Source organism: Myroides gitamensis (genome assembly GCF_029894455.1).
Classification (GTDB): Bacteria; Bacteroidota; Bacteroidia; order Flavobacteriales; family Flavobacteriaceae; genus Flavobacterium; species Flavobacterium odoratum.
The window spans coordinates 1,888,134-1,913,775 of sequence record NZ_JARYHN010000001.1 but is presented as its reverse complement, the minus strand read 5'-3'; the positions used below and the strand labels follow the sequence as shown (position 1 = coordinate 1,913,775).

Here is a 25,642-nt window from a genome sequence, read left to right as displayed (position 1 = left end):
TTATCTTATTTGTTTAATTCGTAATTGCGTTCTCCGAAAATAGTACTTCCTATTCTAATCATTGTACTTCCGCAGTCGATAGCAATAGGGTAGTCATTACTCATCCCCATAGATAATGTTTTGCATTCCACATTGGGTAAGTGATTGTAGGTTTGTACCTTTTCAAAAATATGGTGTAGTGTAGAAAATTCTTGTCTAATTTGATCTTGGTTTTCAGTAAATGTTGCCATTCCCATTAACCCTTGGATCTTAATGTGGTGTAAGGCTTTGAAAGCTTCACTGTCTAGAAGTTCGAATAGTTCGTCTTCACTTAAGCCGAATTTCGTTTCTTCATCCGCAATAAATAACTGCAATAAACATGGAATAACGCGATTATTGCGCTCCGCTTGTTTATCAATTTCAGTTAGTAAACGCAGGCTATCAACAGCGTGAATCAAAGCGACGAAAGGAGCCATATACTTTACTTTATTGCGTTGTACGTGCCCAATCATATGCCACTCTATGTCTTGAGGTAGAGCGTCATACTTATCCGTCATTTCTTGTATCTTATTCTCACCGAAAACTCTTTGTCCTGCTTCATATGCTTCTAAAATAGCCGCATTGGGTTTTGTTTTAGAAACAGCAACCAACTGTACCTGTGCAGGTAAGTCAGCTTTAATTCGTTTTAGATTCTCAGCAATCATTGACATCATATTGTATTTTTAAATTTCGTAGGTTAATAGCCCATTCATGAACTTAGGTTCAATATAGGTGCTCTTTGGCGGCATGATTAAATCATTATCCGCTACTAGTTTGATCTCGTGTACATTGGTTGGGTATAACATAAAACCAACCTCATATTCTCCATCATCAACTAATTCTTTAATGGCTACAATGGATTCATTTCCAGGAATGTAATCGATTCTAGCATCATTTCTTAAATCATCCAATCCTAAGATAGGATTTAAAACAGCGTCATACAAAATTTGTGCATCGAGTTGCATTAAAATATCGTCTGTTTTAATTTTATCCTTGAGTTTGAGGGAGTAAAAATCCCCGTCCAAGTACATGCCAAATTCCATCTTTTTGGAGGGTTTCCACAACTGTTGTTGCTTGTTTTTTACGTTGAATTTCTCGCTTAATAAAGCTAAAAACTCCTCTTTACTATGATTGTTTAAATCGTGGATAATGCGATTAAACTCATAAATTTTAATGTTGTTTTCTGCAATTAAGAACGTCATGACCGTATTGCTATGCGAATGCGGTTCAAAACCATTTTCTTTCTTGAGTAATGCGGCAGAGGCAAAGCGATGGTGTCCATCGGCAATATACAGCTCTGAAATAGCATCAAATTCTTGGCATAACCAATCAATACACGCCTGATCATCTACTTTCCAAATCGTATGTCGCTCTTTGGTTACGGTTGTAAAATCGTAAATGGGACGATTCTCTTTGTAAGTTGTAATCCACGCATTGATATCTTCTTTATCAGGATACATCATCAGTACGGGTTCAGTATTAAATCGACTGTGATACAAGTATTCTTTAAAGAGATTAACACGGTATTCTAGCGTATCTTCATGCCTTTTGATGATGTTATTTTCATAATCTTCAATGCAAGTTCCCGCAACAATACCCGTGAATTTCCAGTTTTTTGTCTCAATTTGATAGAGGTATAAAACGGGAGTGTCTTCCTTTGTTAAGATTCCTTCCTTTTTAAAATCATTAAACTTAGCTGCAACCATTTTAAATCGCTTATCGCTAGTTACCTTTTGAGGATTGACGTAAGCTGGGTTTAAAACGTGTAGAAATGAAAAAGGATTGTAATCTAAAAGATAGGCTAATTCTACCGCATTGTAGTCTTCAAAGGACCTACAAGTTACCAAATTAGCTTTATCTCGTGTTGGGCGTATACCCTGAAAAGGAATTATTTTTGCCATTCTTTACTATATGGTATCAAAAAATAAGACAATCGACAATGATATCGATTGTCTTGGTATGATTGTTTGTTTTATTTACTGTTCAATTAAGAAAACATTTTCGCCACTTTCTCTGCTTTTTTGCTTTCTGAATAGTCATAAAATCCTTCTCCTGATTTTACACCTAATTTACCAGCCATTACCATATTTACTAATAACGGACATGGTGCATATTTAGGGTTTTTGAAACCGTCATACATCACGTTTAGAATAGATAAACACACATCTAAACCAATGAAGTCAGCCAATTGTAAAGGTCCCATTGGATGAGCCATTCCCAATTTCATTACCGTGTCAATTTCCTCAACACCAGCAACACCATTATACAATGTTTCAATCGCTTCGTTAATCATTGGCATTAAGATACGGTTCGCTACGAAACCTGGGTAATCGTTTACTTCTGTTGGTGTTTTATCCAATTTCAACGATAAATCCATAATCGCTTTCGTTACTTCATCCGTTGTATTATATCCTCTGATGATCTCTACCAATTTCATGATTGGCACTGGATTCATAAAGTGCATACCGATTACGCGCTCTGGGTTTTTTACAACCGATGCAATTTGCGTAATAGAAATAGAAGAGGTATTTGATGCTAAAATCACATCCTCTCTACAAACAGCGCTTAATTCTTTGAAAATATTTAGTTTTAAATTGATATTTTCTGTTGCTGCTTCAATAACTAAATCCGCATTTACAACACCATCTTTAATTTCTGTATAGGTGATAATATTTTCGATCGTTGCTTTTTTGTCTGCTTCTGTAATAGAACCTTTCGCAATCATTCGATCTAAATTTTTGCTAATCGTATTCATTCCTCTTTCAATCGCTTGTTCAGAGATATCGATTAAAAGTACTTTAAAGCCTTTTTGAGCAAAAGTATGAGCAATTCCATTTCCCATTGTTCCTGCACCAATTACAGCAATATTTTTCATAAGTTAAGTATGTATTTACGAGTTAATGATTTGTTAGTTTTTAAATGCGTCTATGATTTGATAAGCCAAACGCAAAGCTTTTGTACCATCTTCTAGAGTTACCACGGGTCTTGTTTGATTGACAATCGCATCGTGAAACGTTTCTAGTTCATCTAAGATAGCATTATTTGGTAAAACCTTTGGATTATCATAGTAAATTTGTTTCTTTAATCCTTCGGCATTTTGCAAGATAAGATCGAAATCTCCTGGTGTTTCTGGAGCGTCTTTCATTTTTACTACCTCACATGTTTTCTCTAAATAATCGACAGAGATATAAGCATCACGTTGGAAAAAACGCGATTTACGCATGTTTTTCATCGAGATTCTACTTGCTGTAACGTTAGCCACACATCCATTTTCAAACTCAATACGAGCATTGGCAATGTCTGGAGATTCACTTAAAACAGATACCCCACTAGCACTCACGTGTTTTACGGGTGAATCTACTACGCTAAGAATAGCATCTAAATCGTGAATCATCAAATCTAACACAACAGGTACATCTGTTCCTCTAGGATTAAATTCCGCTAAACGGTGTGTTTCAATGAACATGGGATTTTCAATTTTAGCACTTACCGCAACGAATGCAGGGTTAAAACGCTCCACATGCCCCACTTGTCCCAAAACGTTGTATTGTTTGGCTAAGTCAATAATAGCTTCCGCTTCTTCAACTGTAGTTGTAATGGGTTTTTCTAAAAAAACGTGTTTTCCCGCTTCAATGGCTTTTTTTGCACAGTCAAAATGGGAGAGTGTAGGAGTCACAATATCAATAACATCAACGGCTTGAATTAATTCGTCAATGCTATCAAATTTGGTGTAACCAAACTCTTGTGCTACTTTGTTTGCATTTTCTGCAAAAGGGTCATAAAAACCTACTAATTCGTATTTTTCTGATTGGTTCAGCAAACGCAAGTGAATTTTACCTAAATGCCCAGCTCCCAATACGCCAATTTTAAGCATAAAAAATTATTTTGAACAAAAATAAAACTTATTTATGGAATGGGTAAAATTTCAGCTTTAAATCTTTTGCAATACTTTGTTTGGAAGGGATTAAAAGGTGTTTTTTATAAAAATATTGGTTACTTTTGTATAAATTATTTAATTACAGTGAAGGATTCTACGAAGCATCAGGGATTGCGCAATCAGTTGGTTGAAGCATTGAAGGAAAAAGGCATTGAAGATCAAGCCGTACTTCAGGCGATTAGACGCATTCCTAGGCATTTATTTATAGATTCGAGTTTTGAAAATTTTGCCTATCAAAATACCGCTTTCCCCATAGGTGCAGGTCAAACCATCTCGCACCCTTATACCGTTGCTTTTCAATCGCAGTTATTGCAAGTGAAACCAGAGGATAAGGTATTGGAAATAGGAACGGGGAGTGGCTATCAAACGGCTGTTTTAGTCGCTATGGGAGCCAGAGTATACAGCATTGAACGCCAGTTGGAATTATATAAGAAAACGGCTTTGTTGTTGCCGAAATTAGGGATTCGTGCTAAATTGCTGACCTTCGGAGATGGTTATAAAGGATTACCTAATTATGCCCCTTTTGATTCAATCATTGTAACAGCGGGTGCTCCTTTTATCCCACAAGCGTTAATGGGACAACTCAAAATAGGAGGACGCATGATTATTCCCGTAGGGGAGGATCAACAAACGATGATTGAACTCATCCGCCTCAATGAAACTCAATTTGAAAAACACGAACACGGCGATTTTAAATTTGTACCGATGTTAGAAAATAAAAATTAAACGAATTAAAAAAGCATCCCGAGGGATGCTTTTTGTTTGGAAAAAGGGACTTGTTAAGTTGTTGTTTATTTAAATTGAAAGTGTATTATAGTTCTTTTCGTTTAATTGAAACAGGTACTTATGAGCATTAGGCGTTCCAACAAAGTAAGGCGGTAGATCTTTTAAGCTCACCCCATATACTTGAAGTGCAAATTCACACACCACTAATTTAATTCCAGCTTTGTTTGCTGCATCTAAGGTTGGACGTAATTCTTTATCGTTTAATTCCTGTACCATCTGCCCCATCATGATAATTTCAAAAGCAATAGCTGGATTGTCTTTTTTCATTTCCGAAGCCGTCATAATAGAAGCGCGTAAGTTCTTCGTTGATTGAACTAAAATCGCATACTGATTTCCTGTTGTTGCTTGTAAAGTTGCTTCGTTTACGGTATGCGTAAGGTTTGTCGCATTGACCATTGTTGTGGTTCCAAGTAGTACGGCAATAGCCCAAAGCATTTTTCTCATAATCGTAAGTTTTGATATTTATGTAGAGCAAATCTAGCTGTTGTTTGCTCCGTGTACAGTAACAATTGTTACAGTAAATCAAAAAAGATAAGCTTACTTTTGAGTGAATTAAAAGGAAGGATGATATGGAAACGATAATCAAGTACTTTAAGAAATGGACCCCTGTACGCTATGTCCGATTAGGACTCGCTTTTTTACTGCTCTTTCAAGCTATTGATGCTCGAGTTTGGATTTTATTGGTTCCCGTGGTATACTTGATTATTCAAGCAGTATTTAATTTCGGGTGTAAGAATGATTCTTGTCGAATTTGATTAATTTGCTTTTTTGTGAAGTTGTTCTTTGTGAAGTTGTTCTTTGTGAAGTTGTTCTTTGTGAGGTTGTTCTTTGTGAGGTTTGTTCTTTGTGAGGTTTGTTCTTTGCTCATCGCCTCACCACCTCACCTTCTAACCACCTGACTCCTCTCACCACCACACCGCCTCACCCTTCCCACCACAACTAACTTAAATCATGTTCAATATTAAACTTACAAAGGCCAATTTGTTTCTTCATGGCTTTGAGTTCTTTCATTTTCTCATCAATTTGTTTGAGTTTTAAGTTTAAGACTTCCAATTTGGCTTTTTTCGTTAATTGCTTTTCGTACCAAGCATCAATAACTTCCTTTATTTCGGATAGAGTAAAGCCAACGGCTTTAGCCATTTGAATGAATCTTAATTTATCGATGACTTCTTCATCGTAATATGCATAGTTATTTGTGGTAACTTCCTCTTTTATTATACTTCTAAAAAGACCCTTTTTTTCATAGAATCGAATGGTTGCAATGGGAAGACCTACTTCTTTGGCTAACTGGCTAATTAACTTCATCTGTTAAATTTTTTTTAAATTACAAACTATGAAGTATACTTCATGGTTGTACGATGTAAAAATAGTATTTAGTTTTACGGTGTACAAATGAAAGTTGACGAAATACTAAAGGAATAGTTATGGAAAAATACGGAACCAATCAGTTGTTAAAGAGTGAATTAGAGGGGTTTGAAAGTAAATTTTTAACCGTTAATTCTACGCAATTACACTATGTAATTGGAGGGCAAGGAGAACCTTTACTTTTACTGCCAGGGTATCCTGAAACTTGGTGGGCTTATCATAAAATAATGCCGTTGCTTGCTGCAAAATATCAGGTAATTGTCGTTGAAATGCGAGGGATGGGAGAGTCAGACAAACCCTTTCAAGGCTATGAAAAGAAAAATATGGCAAAAGATATTGATGCCCTTGTTCAACAACTAGGTTTTGATCGCGTTTACATTGGCGGTCATGATATTGGAGCTCATGTGGCTTTTAGTTTTGCGTGTAATTATCCAGAGAAAACAGCGAAGTTAGTGATGTTAGATACGCCTCATCCAAATGCAGGGATGTATCATTTACCTATGTTGCCAATTCCTGGTGGAAATTATACTTATCCGTGGTGGTTGGCCTTTAATCAAGTAAGGGAACTACCCGAACAGTTAGTAGAAGGCCGAATGGGGATTATTATTCATTGGTTATTTGATCAACTTACCGTAAATAAAGAAGCTATTTCTGAATTTGATCGAGACCTTTATGCCCATGCTTATAATTCAAAAGAAGCAATACGCGCCTCTAATGCTTGGTATCAAGCCTTTGGTCAAGATATTGAAGACAGTAAAACGTATGCAAATTTAAATATGCCTGTATTGGGAATAGGAGGGAGTGGATACGAAATATTAAAGGGGTCTTTGGTACCAGTAGCAACGAACTTAAAGTTAGTGCAGATTCCAAATTGTGGCCATTTTATATTGGCTGAAAAACCAAAGGAAGTGGCAGAGGAAATGTTGTTGTTTTTAGATAAATAATGGAAAAGTGGAGTCGGGTCGGGGGGCTTTGTGAGGTTTGTTCTTTGTGAAGTCGTTTTTTTGCTTTTTCGTGAAGTTGTAAGATTTATCGATTAAAGAAGGAACTCTGTTTTAATTAGAAATCTTCTCACCACCTCATCTTCTCACCATTCACACCCAGTATGTCATCCCGACGAAGGAGGGATCGCATCCGTCACTCAACGCTAGTCATTTCGTCCAGCATGCTGTGAGCGCTGGATGCGACCCTTCGTAGCCTCAGGACGACATACTGGGTGTGATAAGCGGAATGGAAATATGGAGGAGTTTATTAAATGCCAGTGCCTAACCTACAGTTTGTTTTTTGCAAGAGGCTTTTTTTGCAAGAGGCTTTTTTTGTAAAGTTGTTTTTTGCAAATCGTCTTTAGTCGATAACCCCTACAACTTCACAAAAAACAAAAAAGCAACCTACCTATGTGAGGTTTGTGCTTTGTGAAGTAGATCTTTTATTTCCATAATTTATCTAATTACTTGGCAAATTGCCATTTGCCACTACGGTACTTTACATCTTACCATCTTTTCATTCACCTCATACCTCATACCTCATAACCCATCACACCAAACCCATAACCCTTAAAATTAAAACGCTTTTTTCAAACGATCTAGTGCAATTTTATTGTCACGATCTTTAATTGTTTCGCGTTTGTCGTAGTTTTTCTTTCCTTTACACAGCGCGATGTCCATCTTAGCCAATCCTTTTTCATTGATGAATAGGCGTAAGGGAATAATAGTTAATCCTTGATTCTGAACACTTTTGTGTAAACTCTTTAATTCTTTCTTATTTAATAACAGCTTGCGTTCTGTTTTTGCTTTGTGATTGAAATGACTACTGTTAGCATATTCTTCAATTTGAGAGTTAATCACAAAAAGCTCTAGGTTTTGGAATTCACAGAAACTCTCTGCAATACTAGCTTTACCTAGTCGCAAAGATTTAATTTCTGTACCTGTCAGTACAATTCCAGCAGTATATCTATCTAAGATCTCGTATTCGAACTTAGCTCGTTTATTTAGAATGTTGATGTTCTTTTGCATAGCACAAAAATAATAAAAATTTAAAGTAAAACTAGTGTTGAATATAAACTGTTCAACGGCTGTTGCAAAATAAGGGATAAAATAAAAAAAGGCTATCACTACGCATAGTAATAGCCTTTTTTTTATAATGAGAAGTGGGATTATAGAAATTTATATCCAACAGCAATGAACCAAGTATTTGGTTTTGAAGAGAAACTCTTACTTACGTTGTTTAAACCACCATCATAAGAAACGTCTACCGTGAATTTTAAAAGATCCACACCAGCACCTACACGGTATCCGATATTAGATTTATCAAATTCATTGAATGCATTATCGACAGAACCTTTAGATAAGTCGTTCAAAACAACAGAGTATACACCACCACCAAAAACTCTTAGGTTATACAATGGACTTTTTAATAATTTGTATCCATATACCACAGGAATTTCGATGTTTTTCATCTTTGTTTTATCACTGCTAAGATCAGATTCAAACTTGATGCTCTTTTCTGAATACATCAAATCTGCTTGAATATACGAACGATTTAAGTTAATACGCGCCATAGCACCTACTCCGAAACCAGAAGCTGTTTTGCTGCTATAGTCTTTTGGATTACTTGAAAAGTTTGTAAAGTTAGCGCCCGCTTTAATCCCTATATTGATAGGTGATTGAGCATAAGAATTAAAAGCAAATGACGTCAGTAAAATGCTAAAAAGTAGGCCTAATTTTTTCATATTTAGTTTTTTTTAATTAGAGGCTAAATTAAGTAAAAAGAATGGGTTACATGCAAAGGAGTGTGAAAAAAGTATAACAACTTCGCAAATAGAGGGGAAAGATTTAAACAATTGGGGGGATCGTTAGTACTATTATTTGTGTTTGTGTGGTTTGGATTTCATAATAGTATTGTAGGATAACGTAAAAGCGGATAAGCTGCTATATCCTACGAGATGTGCAATTTCACTTAGCGTATATTGCTGGGTATCACGGAGCTCAATGCTTTTTAAAATGCGAATGAGCTGGGTGTATTTCTGAAGAGTAATACCTGTTTCTTGCTTAAAAAGGCGTTGTACACTTCGGGTAGACATCTGGGCAATACTAGCTAAATCCGCAGTTGCACAGTTGGTGTGATAGTGTGTATGGATGTAAGTACAAACTTCCAATAAACGCGGATGAGTAGGAATCGTTACACGCAGCGACTCATTCTCCTGACAGAATTCAGGAAGATTTCTCAGAATGGCTTGGATGAAAAGCGCTTGATCTGGATTTTCATCAACGACTTGATTCCACTTACTTGCGTACAACAGCATCTCTTTCAATACAGGCGGAGCTGAAAAAACGTGCACTTGTTGAAAGAAATCATCTTGTGGTACGGTTTTAAATAAGGCAACACGCAAGTGTACCGTTTTAGCTTCAGAACTAATGCGATGCTCCGTATGAGAGGGAATCCAAATAACGTGATGTTGTGGAACTAAATAGGTTTTATTATTCAGATGAAAATATTGATACCCTTGCTCTACATAGGTCAATTGGTAGCGTTGATGGGAGTGGGTATAAGCATCATGTTGCCAATCTTGGACATACCAAAAATAGGCATCAATGGATAGCTTATCCCTATAATTCCCCTGATTTTGTTCAATCAATCCACATTTAGGTGTGTCGTTTTGCATATACTTTTTGGCAAAGTTAATAAAAAAAGCAAGTGTATCTTTGTATAGAACAAGTCAAAATTGATAAAGATGAAACAAGTATCGATCCTGCTTTTTGCAATCGTATTAACTTTAAGTACCCAACGCAGTATGGCACAAGAACCAACCACTCATATTTTAGTACTCCTTGATTCGGATCAAGGAGGTACGTATACTTTAGCCAAAGAAATTGCTCAAGGTGTTGAGCGCTGGCCAGGAGCTAAGGCGACAATTAAAAAGGTAAAAGAAAACAATAATCCAGCATTAGCTACTGTTCCTCTGGTACAAGTGGATGAATTGCCTCAATACGACGGAATCGCCTTTGGTTCTCCCGTTTATTTTGGCAATATGAGTACGGGAATGAGTGCTTTCTTTGCACAAACGATTGACCTATGGACGGCACGTGCATTGGAAGAAAAACCAGCGACAGTGTTTATGTCAGGGGGCAGTGGAGCAGCAAATGAATTAGCGTTGCAATCTTTTTGGAATACATTAGCTGTTCATGGAATGTTGTTAATTCCCAATGGTATTCAAGGGTTTGATCAAATAGATACCACCAAAAAACAAGGAAATTCCGTATTGGGCGTTACGAGTCCGATGTCTATTAACAAAGGAGAACGACCGACCCAAGAGGAGCGTTATTTGGCTCAAAATCAAGGAGAGAAATTAGCTCGAGTTGCAAGTGCATTACGCGGAACTAAAAAATCACCAGCTATAGTGAAAACCAAGGAAACTCAAACAGTTGTAGATGTTAATCAACAGTTGAAGGATAAAAAGATAGTATTGCCTAGCTTACCTAAACCAGTAGGTAATTACGAGCTGTATGTACGTTCGGGTAATTTGGTGTTTATTAATCAAGTTGCTTTGAAAGACGGGAAAATATTCAACCCAGGAAAATTAGGCGTAGATGTTACGGAAGAACAGGTAAAAGAAGCAACAAAAGTAACCATGCTGAATGTGTTAGCTATTTTGAAAGATGCTGTTGGAGGTGATTTGAATAAAGTACAGCGTTGTGTTCAATTAATTGGAGCTTTTAATACGGTAGATACCTATACACAACACGCAGTATTGATGAATCCAGCGTCAGATTTGGTCGTTGAGGTTTTGGGAGAAAAAGGAAAACATACGAGAAATACGGGAGGCGCAAGTTCATTGCCACTGGGATCAAGTGTTTCGATCCAAGCGATTTTTGAAGTGGAGGAGTAGATTTTTGAGAAGGTGAGGTGGTGAGAGGTAAAATCCCGTAGTGGCAAATGGCAATTTGCCAAGTTAATCGATAAATCTTACAACTTCGGAAAAAGCAAAAAAGCGACTTCACAAAGCACCCCCTTTTCGCTTTGCTCCGTTTTATTGTTTTTTTTGTAGTTTTGTAGAATCATCAAGCAAAAAATAGATTTCTACTAGCGTTTTACCTTCACCTTACACGAAAAAACTAAACAAAAAACACGTACATGAGTAAGATTTTTGGGCTTTTTTGGCTTTTGTTTTTCTTGTATTTTATTTTCGCTCATCCTGCTATTATCTATTATGGGAGTGAATTTCAAAGGCATCATTTAGAAACTGTAAACCCAACAGAAGCGTTGGTGTATTTGGGGTTGAGTATAGCCCTTTGGGTGGTTATATTTACTGTTTTATTGTACTTGGTCTTCAAGTATACGATTCAGTCTAAGCGAAATATTACACAAATTAATCAAACGGGTAAACGCATAGAAGCGCGTATTGCTCAAGTGAGTTCAAATGCAATTTTTAAAAACAACATAGCCATGCGATCCTTGGTTTTGAAGTTGCATAATCTGGAGAACGAAAGTATTGAGCACAAGCTGGATATTAATGATTCCAAGCCGGAACAAAACCGTTTTGTCGAAGGGAAAATGATTCATCTACGCGTAGATCCAACCTTTAAGAAACAACCCTATGTTATTTTGGAAGGAACCAAAGGACGAATAAATGGATTGTTCTTCGCCTTGTGGTTGCTTTTCTTAGCAGGGGTGTTGTATTACTATACGTTCTCCTATCAATTAGAAAGTGAAGGCTATGGTTGGCGTTTTCTAACGTTGAGTCATCCTTTGATTAGTAGTGCTGGTTTTTTAATTCTATTTACGGGCATTATTTACGTGATTGTAAAGTTCTTGATTTTTAGAAAAATGAATATTGGAACGGCTAGTTTGGCCTTGAAATTTAGAGGTAAACGAGCCAATGGAACCATTGTAAGCGTTCAACAAACAGGAACCTATATCAATGAACAACCCGAAGTTCGATTTGATGTAGAATACACCGATGATCGAGGGATAATCCATCAAGCAAAAATAAAGAAAATAGTGTCTTTACTCGAGGTGGGAAGTATTAAAAATCTAACCTATTGTAGCTTGTTTTATGACCCCAAAGAACCGTCAAAAGCACAATTTGAACAAGATATTAACCCACAGTAAGTCATGAAGAAAAGAAATATAGTTAAGTGTAGTGTATTGGTATTTGCACTTGTTTTTTTAAGCTCGTGTACGGATTTTTTGAAGTCGATTGAAGCTACCAAAAACGGAAGCACAACCAGTCAATCAGTTGAAGGAAAAGAACAGCTAGTAGAAGAGGAACTTCCTATAGAAACAGCAGCGATTACTCAACCTCAAAAGAAGACCGAATTTGCAGCACATAGAGCAGATCTACAAGAGGTAGAAACCGCGTTGCGCAACCTTCCGCAATTGAAAGACAAACCAATTTATGTCTATCAATCCATTCATTTTTACGATAACCATCGCGTTTTACTGCAGATTCAAAACCCAGATAATGCCAACTATGTAGATGAATACTATTATGTTGATGGACATTGGCAGGAACCCAAACCAATTGTATTGTCAAAACACACGAAAGTTAAGGAAGACATCGTATCTTTAGATGAGATTCCTTTTGTACATGCAAACAATGTGTATGAAGCATTAAAAGAAAAAGTAGAAGAAATAGGAGGAAATCCTTACCGATTTAACGGTGTACGTGATCACGAGAAAAAATCGAGTGCGTTGGTATCCTAGAGCGATTAGCAATGAACGTGCGAGGTATTCCATCGAATTTAAAAAAGACGGAACCTTACTTTCTTTTGAACAAGACTAAAAAGAGCAAAGATGAAGATACGAACTATGGAAGAAAAAGACGCAGCTGTAGTTGCTGATCTTTTGAAACAGCTGGGTTATCCAGATACGTTAGATTTTTTACCTGCTAAAATTGTCAATATGAGACAGGAGAGCCGAGAAAAATTACTGGTAGTGGAAGAGCAAGACCAGGTGATTGGCCTCATCTCATTGTCTCTTATTCCTCAATTAGCCTTGCGTGGTGATTTTATGCGAATCAGCTATTTTGCTGTAGATGCAGAAACAAGAAGTAAAGGAATAGGCAAACAGGTGGAGGACTATGTTGCTGCTTTAGCAAGACAAATGGGTTGTGATCGCATTGAATTACACTGTCATAGCAGGAGAACCCAAGCCCATGATTTTTATTTGAGACAAGGGTACGAAGAAGTGCCTAAATATTTCGTTAAATACTTGAAATAAAAAGAGGTACTAACAAATCGCAATTCATTCATTGGGGAATAGAATACGGAAGAATTATCATACATTTGCCACCGAGAAGCATACAATACTAGATATAAGAAGTTATGGGGATTTTTTCAAAAACTTGTGAATACGCATTAAGAGCTGTTTTATATATTGCCAAAAGAAGTGAGGAAGGACATAAGTCTGGAATAAAGGAGATTGCGCAAGAAATCAATTCTCCAGAGCATTTCTTAGCTAAAATTCTCCAAAAACTAAGTCGTGAGGGCCTTATTCAGTCAACGAAAGGACCGAATGGAGGTTTCTTTCTAGAACGAGAAGATTTTAATCGCCCCTTGGCAGAAATCGTAGAAGCAATAGAAGGCAAAGAACTCTTTGTCGGCTGTGCGATGGGATTGAGCTATTGCTCAGAAACAAACCCATGTCCTTTACACAATGATTTCAAGCAGATTAGAGATAACTTAGCTCACGTATTGAAGACTACAACTATTGGCCAATTCAATTTAGGTTTGATTGAAGGGCAGTTTACCCTAAATAAATAAAAAAAAGGAACTAAAAATAAGTTCGTCTTTTACTTGAATAAAAGAGATAAAAGTCTTTTATTTGTAAACAGGTAGAGTAAATCTACCAAGAGTATGAGTAAATAAAAGATAAAAAGCTCTTTTTATCTGGATAACAAAACAAGTAAATCATGACAACAGAACAAAAAGAATTAGTAAAAGCTACGATTCCTATTCTAAGAGAGCACGGGGTAGTGCTAACAAAACATTTTTATCAACGCATGTTTCAACACAACCCAGAGTTGCAACATGTTTTTAATAGAGGAAACCAACAAAACGAAAAGCAGCAAACGGCTTTGGCGATGGCTGTTTTAGCATATGCAGAGCACATTGATGATCCGAGTGTTTTATTTCCAGTGGTGGATTCTATTGGACATAAACACACCAGTTTGGATATCCGAGCAGAGCATTATGCGATTGTAGGAAAACACTTAATTGCTTCTATTAAAGAGGTACTAGGTGATTTAGCTACGGATGATTTATTAGGTGCATGGGCAGTAGCTTATCAAGAATTGGCAGATTTGATGAGTGGACATGAACAAAATATCTACAACCAAAAAGTAAATGAAAAAGGAGGATGGACAGGTTGGAGACCTTTCGTGGTTAAAGACAAAGTAGTAGAATCTGCGGAGATTACTTCTTTTTATTTATACCCAGCAGATCAAGGGCCTATTGCTGGTTTTAAACCAGGACAATATCTTAGTTTGCGTATGTTCTTACCCGAACTAAACCTATTACAGCCAAGACAATATAGTATTTCTTGCGCGCCAAATGGAGCATATTACCGTATTTCTGTAAAAAGAGAAAGTGGAAGTCAACATCCAGATGGATTAATCAGCAACCGTTTGCATAAGGTTATTCAACCGGGAGATTTAGTTGATCTTTCAGCACCTTCTGGTGTATTTGTTTTACAAGATACCCCAGCTAAAACAAAAGTGTTTATTAGTGGAGGAATCGGGCAAACACCACTTTTAGCTATGTTGGAATCACTTGTTCAAGGGGAGCAGAAACCAGCAATTAAATGGGTACACGGTTGTAGAGATTTAGAAGTTCATGCATTTAAGCAACGCCTTGCAGAAGTAGAACAAGCAAATGCGAATGTGACGCAACATATTTTTTATGATACGGTAGAAACAGCTGCACCAAATACATACACAGGTTGGGTGGAATTGGCGCAAATAGAAAAGGATATTGTATCACAAGAAGCGGAATACTACATTTGCGGACCTCGCGGATTTATTGAGAAACACTACCAGTATTTAGTGGATCAAAAAGTAGATAAAGCAGCTATTTTCTTTGAAGAATTTGGACCTGCTTCTTTAACCTTGTAATTTTTTTTTTGTTATAATCGCTTTTTTATAGAAATGGAACTACTTCAATGGAGGTAGTTTCATTTTTTAATTGAGGTAATTTTGATTTGATTGGAAGAAGGCATAAAAAAAGGAACCCATGTTTAGCATGGATTCCCCGTTGAAAAAAGTACAAAAGCTTAGTAAGGAATAAAATTTCTACTCAATTTTGTAATGACCTTTTTGGTTGGTTTGGCGAGTAAAACGAGTAGGATAACTCCGGCCAATCCCCAAATCGCCCAGCTGTAATAATCCATGGAAGCACGGTAGTTGACTTGTTGTAAAATATGAGTGTTGTATAATTTGCTTGCCAGTTGTGTACCTAACGCAGCATCTTTGCCGTCTAGGAGCACCTGTTGTTGAAAATGTTGAATGGTTGCTGTATGGAACGGATTTAGTTCCGTTACATAGTCTGCCGTTCGGTTGTAATGCGAACTTCTATTAAATAGCTGAAAGTAGTTGGTTAAGCCTATGGTAACCGAAAAACTCAAAAATCGAAAGCTGATTCCCAAAAAGGAAACAGCATTGGAGATAGCAGGTGGAATAGAGGCTGCTGTATAGACAATTAGGGGAATATGCAGGGCTGCCATAGCCATTCCTTGAATAAAGAAAGGGAGAATAAAAGAATCTTGGTCTCCTTGACTTGAAAATAAGAAATAGACTTGGACATGGTAGATGAGCAATAAGGCAAATCCACCTAGTACAATGTATTTAATTGCAGTTCCGTTTAATAAGAGCCTAGAGGTAATTAGTAGTCCAGCGAGCGTCCCCAATAAATTGCCCAGGTAAATAGGAGTTAAATTGATGGACTCCACCCCCAAAGCTGTTTGTAAATACGTATAAGCAAACCCCGTTGTTCCTTTAAAAAAATAGTATACCATTAACAGCGCAATACCCAAACAAAAGTCTTGGTATCGGAATACGGCTAGGTTGATAAAAGGTCTTTTTAGTCGTTGCTGTCTCAAGACGAATAAGAGAATCGAGCATAATGTGAGAAGGCTTAAACCTCTAATTGTTGCATCTTCTAAATAGTTTAATTTTTGTCCATACACAAAGATGTAACCGATGGAACAAATAATCACGGTAAAGTAGATATAACTAACCCAATCCACTTGATACAAGGGAAGTCTTGGTTTTAAATATACATTATTGGTTGTAATCAGCAGTAAAATCGTCCCAGGTACTTGAGATAAAATCAAGAGATACCACAAGAGTTCAAAGGGATAAGACTGTAAAATATAGCTACATAAAATACCACAAAGAGGAACACAAACTAAAAGCGTCCCATAAAAAATGGTATAACCAATGACCCTTGCTCTTGCTGAGTTTAATCTCGGAAAGAGTAAGTTTAAACAAATGCTGCAAAAGAGCGCACAAACAGCGCCTTGAATAAAACGACAGATAAATAAGATTGTTAAATCTCGGGTTACTGCGCATACTACATAGGTAATCGTGTTAATTGTTACTCCAAGGAGAAGGTATTTTCGCAAGCTAAAATACTTGACCAATCGATCATCTAAAGGCAAAAAGCAAACCAAGGCACCGTACATTAATAAAACGGAATATTGTACATCACCCGCTTCTATTCCATAGTGTCCCATAGTATCTAAACTATTGCTGTAATAAAAAGCAAAAACAGCTAAGGCTGGGAATAGCAGCAGAAAGATGGTAATGCGAATAAGGTAATCAGGTACCCAAGTTTTAAATGTTGGGAGGGGAGCTAGTTTCATGGTTTGTCGATATAAACATTAGCATTCATTCCTGCAGATAGATTGGGATATTGAGATAAATCTTCTACTAATTTGATTCGTACAGGAACGCGTTGAATGATGCGGACGAAATTTCCTGTTGCATTGTCTGGAGGCAAAAGAGAATAGCGTGAACCTGTTGCAGGGGAGATGGATTCAATTTCCCCTTTAAATTCTTTATCAGGAAAGGCGTCTAGGGTTATTCTAGCGCTTTGCCCCAGGTGAAATTTGCCTATTTGCGTTTCTTTAAAGTTGGCAACAATCCATTTACCACTTTCTTCATTGATAATATAAGATAGGGTTTGCCCCGGTTGAATCAATTGCCCTTCTTGAATGGTTTTTTTGCCAATTCTACCCTTGTAAGGTGCCTGAATAACAGTATACCCCACATTAAGTTGATTCTTGTTTAAAGAAGCTTCTTGTTTTTTAATTTCAGAAAGCGCGGCTAATTTTTGCGCCTTGATATCTTCAATTTTAGCCAAGGCTACTTGGTAGCTATTTTGTGTCACTTGGTACTCTGATTGTGCGATATCAAGTGCTGTTTTAACATTGTCAAATTGTTGTTGGGTGGTAGATTCTTCTGCAAGTAAATTGGCATATCGTTTAAACTCTTGTTGTTGTCTGGTGAGTTTGGCTTGTGCCACTTTGATTTGCTCTTTGGCTACTTGAGCTGTATTGTTTAAGGTATTGATATTGGAATCGAGAATACTCAATTGCGCTTGGGCATGCTCCAGAGAAGCTGCTGTTTCCGACAAGGTTGCTTTGTAATCTCGACTGTCTAAAATTAAAAGCGTATCTCCAGCCTGAACCAGTTGATTCTCCTCAAAGTAAATGCGTTGAATATACCCGCCAACTTTACTGTTAATTGGGTTGACATATTGTTCCACTTGGGCATCATTGGTCGATTCGTATTTGATGTATTCTACACTCGCCAATAAGCCGTAAATCACTAATCCCGTTAAGAGAATTAGCGCTAAGATCTGAGTGGTTTTTAAAATAAGATGATCGGTTTTTGTAGTATGTTTATTCATGATAGACGCTTATAAGATTCCGGTTATTTTTTGGATTTGATAGTATTCAATTTTGGCATTAATTTTCGCACTTGTAAGCGTAAAACGCGCTTGTAAAACCTGCGTTTCAGCATCTAATAAGTCGATGAGTAAGGCCTGTTGATTAAAGTAACTGTTGCGTATAATACGCAGCGTTTCTGTCGTTTGACGGATGGTTTTTTCCGCTAATGCAATGCGATCTAAACTTTCTTGATACTTGACCACATAGGTTTGGAGCTCATTTTTAATCTGATCTTGCTGTTGCTCTTTTTCTACTTGTTGTTGGAGCATGACGATTTGCTGGCTGTTTTTTTGGTGTTTCGTATGGTATAAATTAGAAATAGGAATATTTAATTTCAACCCCACTTGACCAATATGGTATAACGCTTGAGCATACGGATAGGTTTTGTTTTGAGGATAATTAAGACCATAATCAGCAAATAAGGATAACTTAGGTAATACCGAAGACGAAATTTGTTTGAGTGTCAAAGCTCCTTTTTCAATTTCTTGATTGGCTAGTTGAATGGAATAAGCCCCCAGTAAAGCCTGGTTCAAATGCTCTTCATAACTGACAAGCGTTGGCAATTGATCTAAATCGGCATAGTGAGGAATTAACGCATCCGTATCCTTTCGTCCCATCATCAGATTCAATTGTTGGGTAACAACAACCAGGTTATTCTCAATTTCTTTTAAAAGCATGTTGTGATTCGATAGCGTTACCTCAGCGCGCAATACATCGCTTTTTAGAATTGTGCCATTTTCATATAAACTCAGTATATCTTTCAATTGTTTTTCATCCTGTGCAATCTCTTTTTCCACTAACTCTTGGTAGTTCAGATGTAAAACTAGGGCGTAGAACAACTTTGTACTTTCAATTTTTGCTTCCGCTGTAGTTTGTTGAAGTTGCGTTTCGATGGAGGCAAGTTCTACTTTTTGAATTTGAAGCTGTCTATTTTTCTGATTGCCCTGATACAGCACCAAATCGGTAGATAAAGAAGTACTGTATTGGGTGGATCGAATGGGAATTACAGTGGGCTGATGAAGAAATCCATCCTCATACAGAGACAAATCGGATCGTTTGCCATAGCTTCCTTCGAGTTGTACCGTTGGCAAGCGACTGCTTTGCGTTTGCCTTATATTTTCTTGTTTATCCTGGGCATGTAAACGGATAATTGCTAGTTTTTTATAATTATCTTCGGTGTACTGCCATACTTTTTGCAAATCAAAAGTAGCAGCTGATTGAGCAGCCTCTTGACTGAATAAGAAATGATAATTGGCTAGCAAAAAGAACAGAAGTAGTATGTTTCGACTTTGTTTCATTGTTTTATATCGTTTGTTCTATGCAAAACTAGAATAGAATGATTCTAAGTATTTTATATAACTAGCCAATATTTTACTTATTTTAGCCAGTATGAAAATCTTACAACAAGCAGAAAAAGATATTGACGAATATCCAAAGAGCATTTACATCATGCGCGAGCAATTGGAACATCGTTTCCCTCCGCATAAGCACAATAAAAGTCAGATTCTATTAGTTTCGGGCGGAATTGCCTATTTGAAAACGAAAGAAAGGGAGTATTATATTCCCGCTCAGCACTATGTATGGATTCCGAAAGGAACGATTCACAATGTAAAGTCGAATACAACAGAAATCGTGCTATTGAATATTTATTTTCACGAGGAGGAAATGGATCAGAAGTATCATTTTATGGATGAACTGGGGATTTATCCTGTCAGTCATCTGATGTATGAAATGTTAGTGTATGCAAGACAATGGAAAGGCGTTATATTTCCCGATACATGGGCCTATGAATTTCTAACGACGATGAAGCATTATATCATGCAAGATCCAGGAAAACCTTTTTCCATTCAATTGCCAACAACAGAAGATAGTCATATGTTGGCTATCACAGACTTTATGCATCAAAACTTAGGAGAAGAATTGACCTTGACGTATCTCGCTGAAACGTTTGGTTATAGTGTACGATCGTTGACGCGTTTATTTAAAACGCATTTAGCCATCTCTTTCCTACAGTATTTAAAAATGTTGCGCATGATTAAAGCCATGGAATTACTGATGGAAAACAATAAAAATGTAAGCGAAGTTGCTTTTGAAGTCGGATATTCAAGTATTGCTGCTTTTAGTAATACATTTCAACAGTTACTGAACATTAGACCGAGTGATTTTCAATTTTCGGTACGTAGTAAAACCTAGGAACTATAAAAGATCTATACAGATTGAATCAGTTCAGCCATGACTGCACCAAAATCAGCAAGGAGTTTTGAATCTGTTACTGGTGTAGAAGTTGTTGTACCCAAATACGCTTCTTTTGCTTCTTCTACCAAGGCGTGAAAGGGAAGAGAAAGATAAGGTAAGCAATAAGCTGCAGCTTGATCTTTGGGAAGAATTTGCCCCGTTTGAACAGAATACAGCATGCGACAAAGCGTTAAGATGACATTGGTTTGATCCTCTTCAATTTCCTGAATTAGTTGAGGTACATTGGCTTGAATGGCTTGTATAAACGCTTCATTTGAAACCGCAGGAATCACCTCCATTGCCTCTTTTCCATATAGGGTAATACTGTTTTGTTTGACTTTTCGCAAGAGAATAGTCAAGTCTGGATCTATTGTTTTTTGTGGAATAAACCCAGTGAGATAATCGGTTCTCAACCATTCCCCATATTGAAATTCTCGTTGGATAGAAAAAGTGCCTTTGTCCAGTTCTTCTTGATGTACCAATGTTACTTCCAAATAACGCAAACCTGCCGTATTGCCAATAGCTCCTGAAATTTGGAGTAAGGCTTGTACGAGGCGTTGTTTTTCTTCTTCACTTACCGTTGCATCAACGACTACAAAAAAATCTAAATCACTTTGAGGACGCAACCCACCATCAACAGCTGAACCATATAAGTAAATAGCTACCATTTTTACAGATAATATTGCAGTTAGCGCTGTTGTGGTTTTGTGTATTTGCGGGTATGTAGTAGAAAGGTACATAAGAATAAAGTAGTGAATAAAAGATTGAATTTACGAAAATTATAGCGTTTGGAGAAGATCCTATTTTTTTTTTGTAATAAACTCAATATCTGAATTATACGTTTGTATTTGCGTAATAAAATCGATTGGGTTTTCTGGGGAAATTAAAATACTATCATAAGTTTTATAGTAAATTTCTAAACGTTGGTTGGATAAAGCTGGTCCGCTGACTGCACTTTTTGATTCTTCTATCTTGCGAATGCTTTCTATAGGAATCTTTTTATTTACAAATATTCCTCCTCTTATACGCAATAGGTTTTGAGTTGTGTCGATTTCATAATAGGTTTGAAAGTAAACGTCTATAAGCATAGCCAATACAGTTAAGGCAATCAACCAAATGTACCAAATTTGAATAAAAAATGCAGCCAGAAGGCAAGCAATTCCTATGGTAAGAAAGAGTGTTATTGTTCCTAGTGACACTTTACTACTGTATTTTGTTTTCATAGTTAACCAAAATGAGGTTGAATTTAAGAGAAAATCAAAGATAACTAAGTTTAACAACTGAGAAAAGAGAAATGGATTGATGCTTGATTTAAAGTTTATCTGGACTACTAGATATTGTTAATCTGTGTTGTTTTATTGCTCCATGATAGACCTACTTTTGTGCTCAAATAAAGTAGATGACGTATTTGGAGCTACTTTATTGCGGTTTAACAACAAGTAAATGCAACAATCATGAACAACTACAACAACAAACTTCTATTTGAATTAATTAAAAGAGAAGAGACAAGGCAACGAGAATCATTAGAACTGATCGCTTCCGAAAATTTTGTCAGCGAAGAGGTATTAAGAGCTAATGGATCAATTTTAACGAATAAATACGCGGAAGGTTATCCAGGCAGAAGGTATTATGGAGGATGTGAGTACGTGGATTTAGTAGAGAATATGGCTATTGAAAGCATCAAAGCTATCTTTGGAGCGACTTATGCGAATGTACAGCCCCATTCAGGTTCACAAGCTAATTTTGCTGTCTTGGCTGCGTGTTTACAACCTGGAGATAAGATTTTGGGATTTGACTTAACCCACGGAGGACATTTGACTCATGGATCAGCAGTAAATTTCTCAGGAAAACTATACCAACCTGTTTTTTATGGAGTAAATAAAGAAACAGGATTATTGGACTATGATGTGATACAAGCCATTGCTTCGAAAGAAAAACCCAAGATGATTATTGCAGGAGCGAGTGCGTATTCCAGAGGTATTGACTACGAGCGTTTCAGAGCTATTGCTGATAGTGTACAAGCCATTTTACTAGCGGATATGGCACATCCTGCAGGATTAATTGCAAAGGGATTATTAAGTGATCCTGTTGCGCATTGTCATATTGTGACGACGACTACACATAAAACCTTGCGCGGACCTCGAGGAGGAATTATCTTGATGGGAAAAGACTTTGAAAATCCACAACAGTTGAAAACGGCAAAAGGCGAGATTCGAATGATGTCATCAGTGTTGGATTCGTCTGTATTCCCTGGTAATCAAGGCGGACCACTCATGCATACTATTGCAGCGAAAGCGGTGGCATTTCACGAGATTTTAACGGATGATTTTACGACTTATGCCCAACAAATTCAAAAGAATAGTCGTGCGATGGCAACGGCTTTTTTAGATAAAGGATATACGTTGGTATCTGGAGGAACAGACAATCACTTGATGCTCGTAGATTTAAGTAGCAAAGGAATCACCGGAAAGGAAGCTGAAATTGTCTTGGAACAAGCGGGAATTACGCTAAATAAAAACATGATTCCCTATGATCAACAATCAACGGCTATCACGTCCGGTATTCGCGTGGGAACCCCTGCAATTACTACCCGAGGATTGTTGCAAAAAGAGATGTACATCATTGTCGAATTGATTCACGAAGTGTTGCAAAACAAAGATAATGCAGTGAAACACCGCCAAATTAAAGAAGAGGTGCAACGCATGATGAAAGATTATCCCATGTTTGCCCGTTAATAGGTTTTTAGAGGAAAGATAAAAGTGAAATAGGAATACGGTTCAAGTGCAATTTTTTTTACATACAACGTATAAAAAGCACTAGATTTAATTTGTTAAGTAAGATACCTCGCAGCGAAAGTGGCGAGGTTTTTTTATATCTTATTGAAAATGAGTAATCTATTTTGTAAGAGAGGAAGACAAGATTGAAATTATTTGCTGGACTATAAAGAAGTTGTAAACTGGTATAGTATGATGATCCAAATAGCAGTTACTTTTGTACCCAACAAAGAATAGGAATAGCTATAGAGGCTCCCTTGAATGAAGCGTGATGGGAAGAACATAAATACAAACTAATACACAAAGGTACACTATGGATACCATTCAAATGGTCGATTTAAAACGACAATACCAAAGCATCCAAACGGAAATTGATGCAGCAATCAAAGAAGTGATTGATAGTACTGCATTTATCAATGGTCCTGCTGTTAAAAATTTTACCACTCAATTGGCTTCTTATACCAAAGCAAAGTACGTCATTCCGTGTGCGAATGGAACAGATGCCTTGCAAATAGCCTTGATGGCGTTGGATTTAAAACCAGGTGATGAGGTAATAACGCCTTCTTTTACTTTTATTGCTACAGTTGAGGTGGTAGCTTTATTGGGACTAACGCCCGTATTCGTCGATGTAGATCCAGATACTTTTACCTTAAATATGGAGAGCTTGGAACAAGCTATTACTTCCAAAACAAAAGTAATTATCCCCGTGCATTTATACGGACAGTGTTCGAATATGGAGCCGATTATGAAGCTTGCAGAAGCACATAATATTGCTGTAATTGAAGATAACGCACAAAGTATTGGAGGGAATTATAGTACAGCAAATGAAACTAGAAAGACAGGAACAATCGGCACCATCAGTTGTGTTTCGTTTTTTCCTTCTAAAAATTTAGGAGCTTATGGCGATGGGGGAGTGATTATGACAAACTCCGATGAACTGGCAGCAAAAATGATGAAAATTTGCAATCACGGTTCTGAAAAACGCTATTACCACGAGATTGTGGGAGTAAACAGTCGATTGGATAGTATTCAGGCAGCCATTCTGAATGTAAAATTGAAGTATTTGGATGAATATTGCGACAAAAGAAGGGCTGTAGCGGCGTATTATAACTGTGCATTTGCTAACCATGCCAATCTAATCACCCCTTTTGAACCTGCTTATAGTCACCATGTCTATCATCAATATACTTTGATTTTAGAAGGCATCGATCGAGATCTTGTTCACCGTGAATTAGCAGAACGAGGTGTGCCAACGATGATTTATTATCCCGTGCCTTGTCATCAACAAGAAATGTTTAAGAATTTACAAGATCGCACGTACGAATTGCCTCATACGGAATACTTGGTATCAAGAGTGCTGTCGTTGCCTATTCATACAGAATTGACAGAAGAAGAGCTATCTTTTATCTCGACACAGCTCCTAGAAGTAATTGAAAAAATAAAAAAATAAAGCAGTATTGCGAGTAATTCGCCTTGAGATGTAGTAAATTTAAGTGTCTTTTTTTTAGTACGCCAATGAAGAGCAAGAAAACAATTATCATTCACAGTAAAGTGGCTTATGGATATGTAGGGAGTAATACAACTTCCCTCGTTCTACAAGTTGCAGGTCAAGATGCTATTGCCGTTCCAACAGTCATCCTATCAAACCGATATGGGTTGCCAACAGTAGGAGGGGGACTGATGCCTAGTGCATTGTTCCAGGAGGTTTTAGACGGGATTTTGAAACTAAATATACTCGATGAAGTTTCTTCTATTGTAACGGGTTACATCGGATCAGCTGAATTAGTGGAACAAACAGCAGCGTTTATTCGCACCATCAAGAAGAGTCATCCGGATATACTCTATCTATGTGACCCTGTGATGGGAGATCAACCACAAGGGTTATATGTCAATCAAGAAGTTCCAAAGGCAATTATAGAACATTTGTTGCCCTTAGCGGATGTATTGACACCCAATCAGTTTGAAATAGAAACGATACTCAATCAACCCGTTACTTCCTATGAAGCACTGGTACGAGCAGTAGAGAAGCATCCAATCTTACAATCCAAAGATATCCTCATAACTGGTTGTCGATTTAAAGATACAACCGATCAATTGCTTCATATTGTTGTTAAACAAAAAGAAGCCTACAAGGTGGTAAAAATCGACTATGTCCCCATCGATCCACCTGGTACAGGAGAACTCTTTGCTGCGTTGGTGTTATTACTTAAATTGAAGGAGTACGAGGCGTATGCAGATTGTGCCAAAGAAGCAAGTATTTTGATTAAAAGAGCTTTGCGCCGCATCGTAAAAGAAGGAAGAAGTGAATTCGATTTAAACGATGTATTGACTGTGCATGCGGAAATGTAGGGGTGCATGGTAATGTCCCATATACGTAGGGGTGCATGGCAATGCACCCGTATATTCGAAAAATAAAAAAAAAGAATTGCGTAGGAGTGCATGGCAATGCACCCATATATTCGAAAAATAAAAAAAAAGAATTGCGTAGGATTGCATGGCAATGCACCCATATATTCGAAAAATAAAAAAAAGAATTGCGTAGGAGTGCATGGCAATGCACTCGTATACATGAAAAATAAAA

At 37.1% G+C, this 25,642-nt stretch carries 27 protein-coding genes; 13 read left to right on the top strand and 14 right to left on the bottom strand.

What is annotated here, in order from left to right; translation table 11 throughout:
- Positions 1-5 precede the first annotated feature (5 nt).
- From M2306_RS08425 to M2306_RS08410, 4 genes are all read right to left on the bottom strand, one after another.
- Positions 6-689, bottom strand: a complete 684-nt coding sequence (locus M2306_RS08425; RefSeq protein WP_002991369.1) for a YggS family pyridoxal phosphate-dependent enzyme — start codon at positions 687-689, stop codon at positions 6-8.
- A 12-nt stretch (positions 690-701) separates the two neighbouring features.
- Positions 702-1,919 carry a DUF1015 domain-containing protein gene (locus M2306_RS08420; RefSeq protein WP_060873074.1) on the bottom strand — a complete coding sequence of 406 codons (1,218 nt, stop codon included), beginning with the start codon at positions 1,917-1,919 and terminating at the stop codon, positions 702-704.
- Between the two features lie 86 nt (positions 1,920-2,005).
- Positions 2,006-2,893, bottom strand: coding sequence for a 3-hydroxyacyl-CoA dehydrogenase family protein (locus M2306_RS08415; protein ID WP_002991373.1), 888 nt, complete (start codon positions 2,891-2,893; stop codon positions 2,006-2,008).
- A 33-nt stretch (positions 2,894-2,926) separates the two neighbouring features.
- The gene (locus tag M2306_RS08410; RefSeq protein WP_115089829.1) at positions 2,927-3,892 is read right to left on the bottom strand and encodes a Gfo/Idh/MocA family protein; all 966 of its coding nucleotides are present in this window, start codon (positions 3,890-3,892) and stop codon (positions 2,927-2,929) included.
- 147 nt (positions 3,893-4,039) lie between these two features.
- Here M2306_RS08410 and M2306_RS08405 point away from each other — a divergent pair, with 147 nt between their 5' ends.
- A complete protein-coding gene (locus M2306_RS08405; RefSeq protein ID WP_060873251.1) occupies positions 4,040-4,681 on the top strand; it encodes a protein-L-isoaspartate(D-aspartate) O-methyltransferase in 642 nt (213 codons plus the stop codon).
- 69 nt (positions 4,682-4,750) lie between these two features.
- On the opposite strand, the gene M2306_RS08400 is transcribed toward M2306_RS08405, so the two are convergent.
- The gene (locus tag M2306_RS08400) at positions 4,751-5,185 is read right to left on the bottom strand and encodes a DsrE/DsrF/DrsH-like family protein (RefSeq protein WP_259188230.1); all 435 of its coding nucleotides are present in this window, start codon (positions 5,183-5,185) and stop codon (positions 4,751-4,753) included.
- A 125-nt stretch (positions 5,186-5,310) separates the two neighbouring features.
- Here M2306_RS08400 and M2306_RS08395 point away from each other — a divergent pair, with 125 nt between their 5' ends.
- The gene (locus tag M2306_RS08395; protein ID WP_115089830.1) at positions 5,311-5,496 is read left to right on the top strand and encodes a hypothetical protein; all 186 of its coding nucleotides are present in this window, start codon (positions 5,311-5,313) and stop codon (positions 5,494-5,496) included.
- Between the two features lie 184 nt (positions 5,497-5,680).
- Here M2306_RS08395 and M2306_RS08390 read toward each other — a convergent pair whose 3' ends face one another.
- On the bottom strand, positions 5,681-6,046 hold the full coding sequence (locus M2306_RS08390) for a MerR family transcriptional regulator (protein ID WP_259188231.1): 366 nt from the start codon (positions 6,044-6,046) through the stop codon (positions 5,681-5,683).
- Between the two features lie 119 nt (positions 6,047-6,165).
- Between M2306_RS08390 and M2306_RS08385 the strand changes: the two genes are divergently transcribed.
- Entirely contained in the window at positions 6,166-7,050 is an 885-nt protein-coding gene (locus M2306_RS08385; RefSeq protein WP_259188233.1) for an alpha/beta fold hydrolase, read from the top strand.
- 615 nt (positions 7,051-7,665) lie between these two features.
- Here the strand turns inward: M2306_RS08385 and smpB are convergent.
- The 3 genes from smpB to M2306_RS08370 form a co-directional block, all read right to left on the bottom strand.
- Positions 7,666-8,118, bottom strand: a complete 453-nt coding sequence (gene smpB / locus M2306_RS08380) for an SsrA-binding protein SmpB (protein ID WP_115089832.1) — start codon at positions 8,116-8,118, stop codon at positions 7,666-7,668.
- 140 nt (positions 8,119-8,258) lie between these two features.
- The gene (locus M2306_RS08375) at positions 8,259-8,834 is read right to left on the bottom strand and encodes a porin family protein (RefSeq protein ID WP_115089833.1); all 576 of its coding nucleotides are present in this window, start codon (positions 8,832-8,834) and stop codon (positions 8,259-8,261) included.
- Positions 8,835-8,966: 132 nt separating this feature from the next.
- A complete protein-coding gene (locus M2306_RS08370) occupies positions 8,967-9,767 on the bottom strand; it encodes an AraC family transcriptional regulator (protein WP_259188236.1) in 801 nt (266 codons plus the stop codon).
- 69 nt (positions 9,768-9,836) lie between these two features.
- Here M2306_RS08370 and M2306_RS08365 point away from each other — a divergent pair, with 69 nt between their 5' ends.
- From M2306_RS08365 to hmpA, 6 genes are all read left to right on the top strand, one after another.
- Entirely contained in the window at positions 9,837-10,991 is a 1,155-nt protein-coding gene (locus M2306_RS08365; protein WP_259188237.1) for an Atu1372/SO_1960 family protein, read from the top strand.
- A gap of 245 nt (positions 10,992-11,236) precedes the next feature.
- Positions 11,237-12,214: a hypothetical protein gene (locus M2306_RS08360; RefSeq protein ID WP_259188238.1), complete on the top strand. Its 978-nt coding sequence runs from the start codon at positions 11,237-11,239 to the stop codon at positions 12,212-12,214.
- A gap of 3 nt (positions 12,215-12,217) precedes the next feature.
- A complete protein-coding gene (locus M2306_RS08355; protein WP_498882817.1) occupies positions 12,218-12,808 on the top strand; it encodes a hypothetical protein in 591 nt (196 codons plus the stop codon).
- Between the two features lie 90 nt (positions 12,809-12,898).
- A complete protein-coding gene (locus M2306_RS08350) occupies positions 12,899-13,324 on the top strand; it encodes a GNAT family N-acetyltransferase (RefSeq protein WP_259188240.1) in 426 nt (141 codons plus the stop codon).
- Between the two features lie 104 nt (positions 13,325-13,428).
- A complete protein-coding gene (locus M2306_RS08345) occupies positions 13,429-13,866 on the top strand; it encodes an RrF2 family transcriptional regulator (RefSeq protein WP_002991399.1) in 438 nt (145 codons plus the stop codon).
- Positions 13,867-14,015: 149 nt separating this feature from the next.
- A complete protein-coding gene (gene hmpA / locus M2306_RS08340) occupies positions 14,016-15,215 on the top strand; it encodes an NO-inducible flavohemoprotein (RefSeq protein WP_259188241.1) in 1,200 nt (399 codons plus the stop codon).
- Positions 15,216-15,373: 158 nt separating this feature from the next.
- Here the strand turns inward: hmpA and M2306_RS08335 are convergent, their stop codons facing one another.
- Genes M2306_RS08335 through M2306_RS08325 form a run of 3 tightly spaced genes read right to left on the bottom strand, consistent with a single transcriptional unit; the run spans position 15,374 to position 19,350 of the window.
- Entirely contained in the window at positions 15,374-16,963 is a 1,590-nt protein-coding gene (locus M2306_RS08335; RefSeq protein ID WP_259188242.1) for an MFS transporter, read from the bottom strand.
- On the bottom strand, positions 16,960-18,012 hold the full coding sequence (locus M2306_RS08330) for an HlyD family secretion protein (RefSeq protein WP_002991407.1): 1,053 nt from the start codon (positions 18,010-18,012) through the stop codon (positions 16,960-16,962). Before M2306_RS08330 ends, M2306_RS08335 begins: the two co-directional genes overlap by 4 nt.
- Before the next feature lie 9 nt (positions 18,013-18,021).
- Complete coding sequence (locus tag M2306_RS08325) at positions 18,022-19,350, bottom strand: TolC family protein (protein ID WP_115089842.1); 1,329 nt, start codon at positions 19,348-19,350, stop codon at positions 18,022-18,024.
- Between the two features lie 91 nt (positions 19,351-19,441).
- Between M2306_RS08325 and M2306_RS08320 the strand changes: the two genes are divergently transcribed.
- Entirely contained in the window at positions 19,442-20,245 is an 804-nt protein-coding gene (locus M2306_RS08320) for a helix-turn-helix domain-containing protein (protein WP_115089843.1), read from the top strand.
- A gap of 14 nt (positions 20,246-20,259) precedes the next feature.
- Here M2306_RS08320 and M2306_RS08315 read toward each other — a convergent pair whose 3' ends face one another.
- Both M2306_RS08315 and M2306_RS08310 read right to left on the bottom strand, forming a co-directional pair.
- Positions 20,260-21,027 (bottom strand): aminoglycoside adenylyltransferase family protein, encoded by a 768-nt coding sequence (locus M2306_RS08315; RefSeq protein ID WP_115089844.1) that lies wholly within the window; start codon positions 21,025-21,027, stop codon positions 20,260-20,262.
- Positions 21,028-21,087: 60 nt separating this feature from the next.
- Positions 21,088-21,510 carry a PH domain-containing protein gene (locus M2306_RS08310; protein WP_259188243.1) on the bottom strand — a complete coding sequence of 141 codons (423 nt, stop codon included), beginning with the start codon at positions 21,508-21,510 and terminating at the stop codon, positions 21,088-21,090.
- A gap of 231 nt (positions 21,511-21,741) precedes the next feature.
- On the opposite strand from M2306_RS08310, the gene glyA reads away from it, so the two are divergent.
- The 3 genes from glyA (at position 21,742) to pdxY (ending at position 25,410) form a co-directional block, all read left to right on the top strand.
- The gene (gene glyA / locus M2306_RS08305) at positions 21,742-23,022 is read left to right on the top strand and encodes a serine hydroxymethyltransferase (protein WP_115089846.1); all 1,281 of its coding nucleotides are present in this window, start codon (positions 21,742-21,744) and stop codon (positions 23,020-23,022) included.
- A gap of 352 nt (positions 23,023-23,374) precedes the next feature.
- The gene (locus tag M2306_RS08300; RefSeq protein ID WP_115089847.1) at positions 23,375-24,511 is read left to right on the top strand and encodes a DegT/DnrJ/EryC1/StrS family aminotransferase; all 1,137 of its coding nucleotides are present in this window, start codon (positions 23,375-23,377) and stop codon (positions 24,509-24,511) included.
- 65 nt (positions 24,512-24,576) lie between these two features.
- Positions 24,577-25,410 carry a pyridoxal kinase gene (gene pdxY, locus M2306_RS08295; protein WP_259188244.1) on the top strand — a complete coding sequence of 278 codons (834 nt, stop codon included), beginning with the start codon at positions 24,577-24,579 and terminating at the stop codon, positions 25,408-25,410.
- The last annotated feature ends 232 nt before the right edge of the window (positions 25,411-25,642 follow it).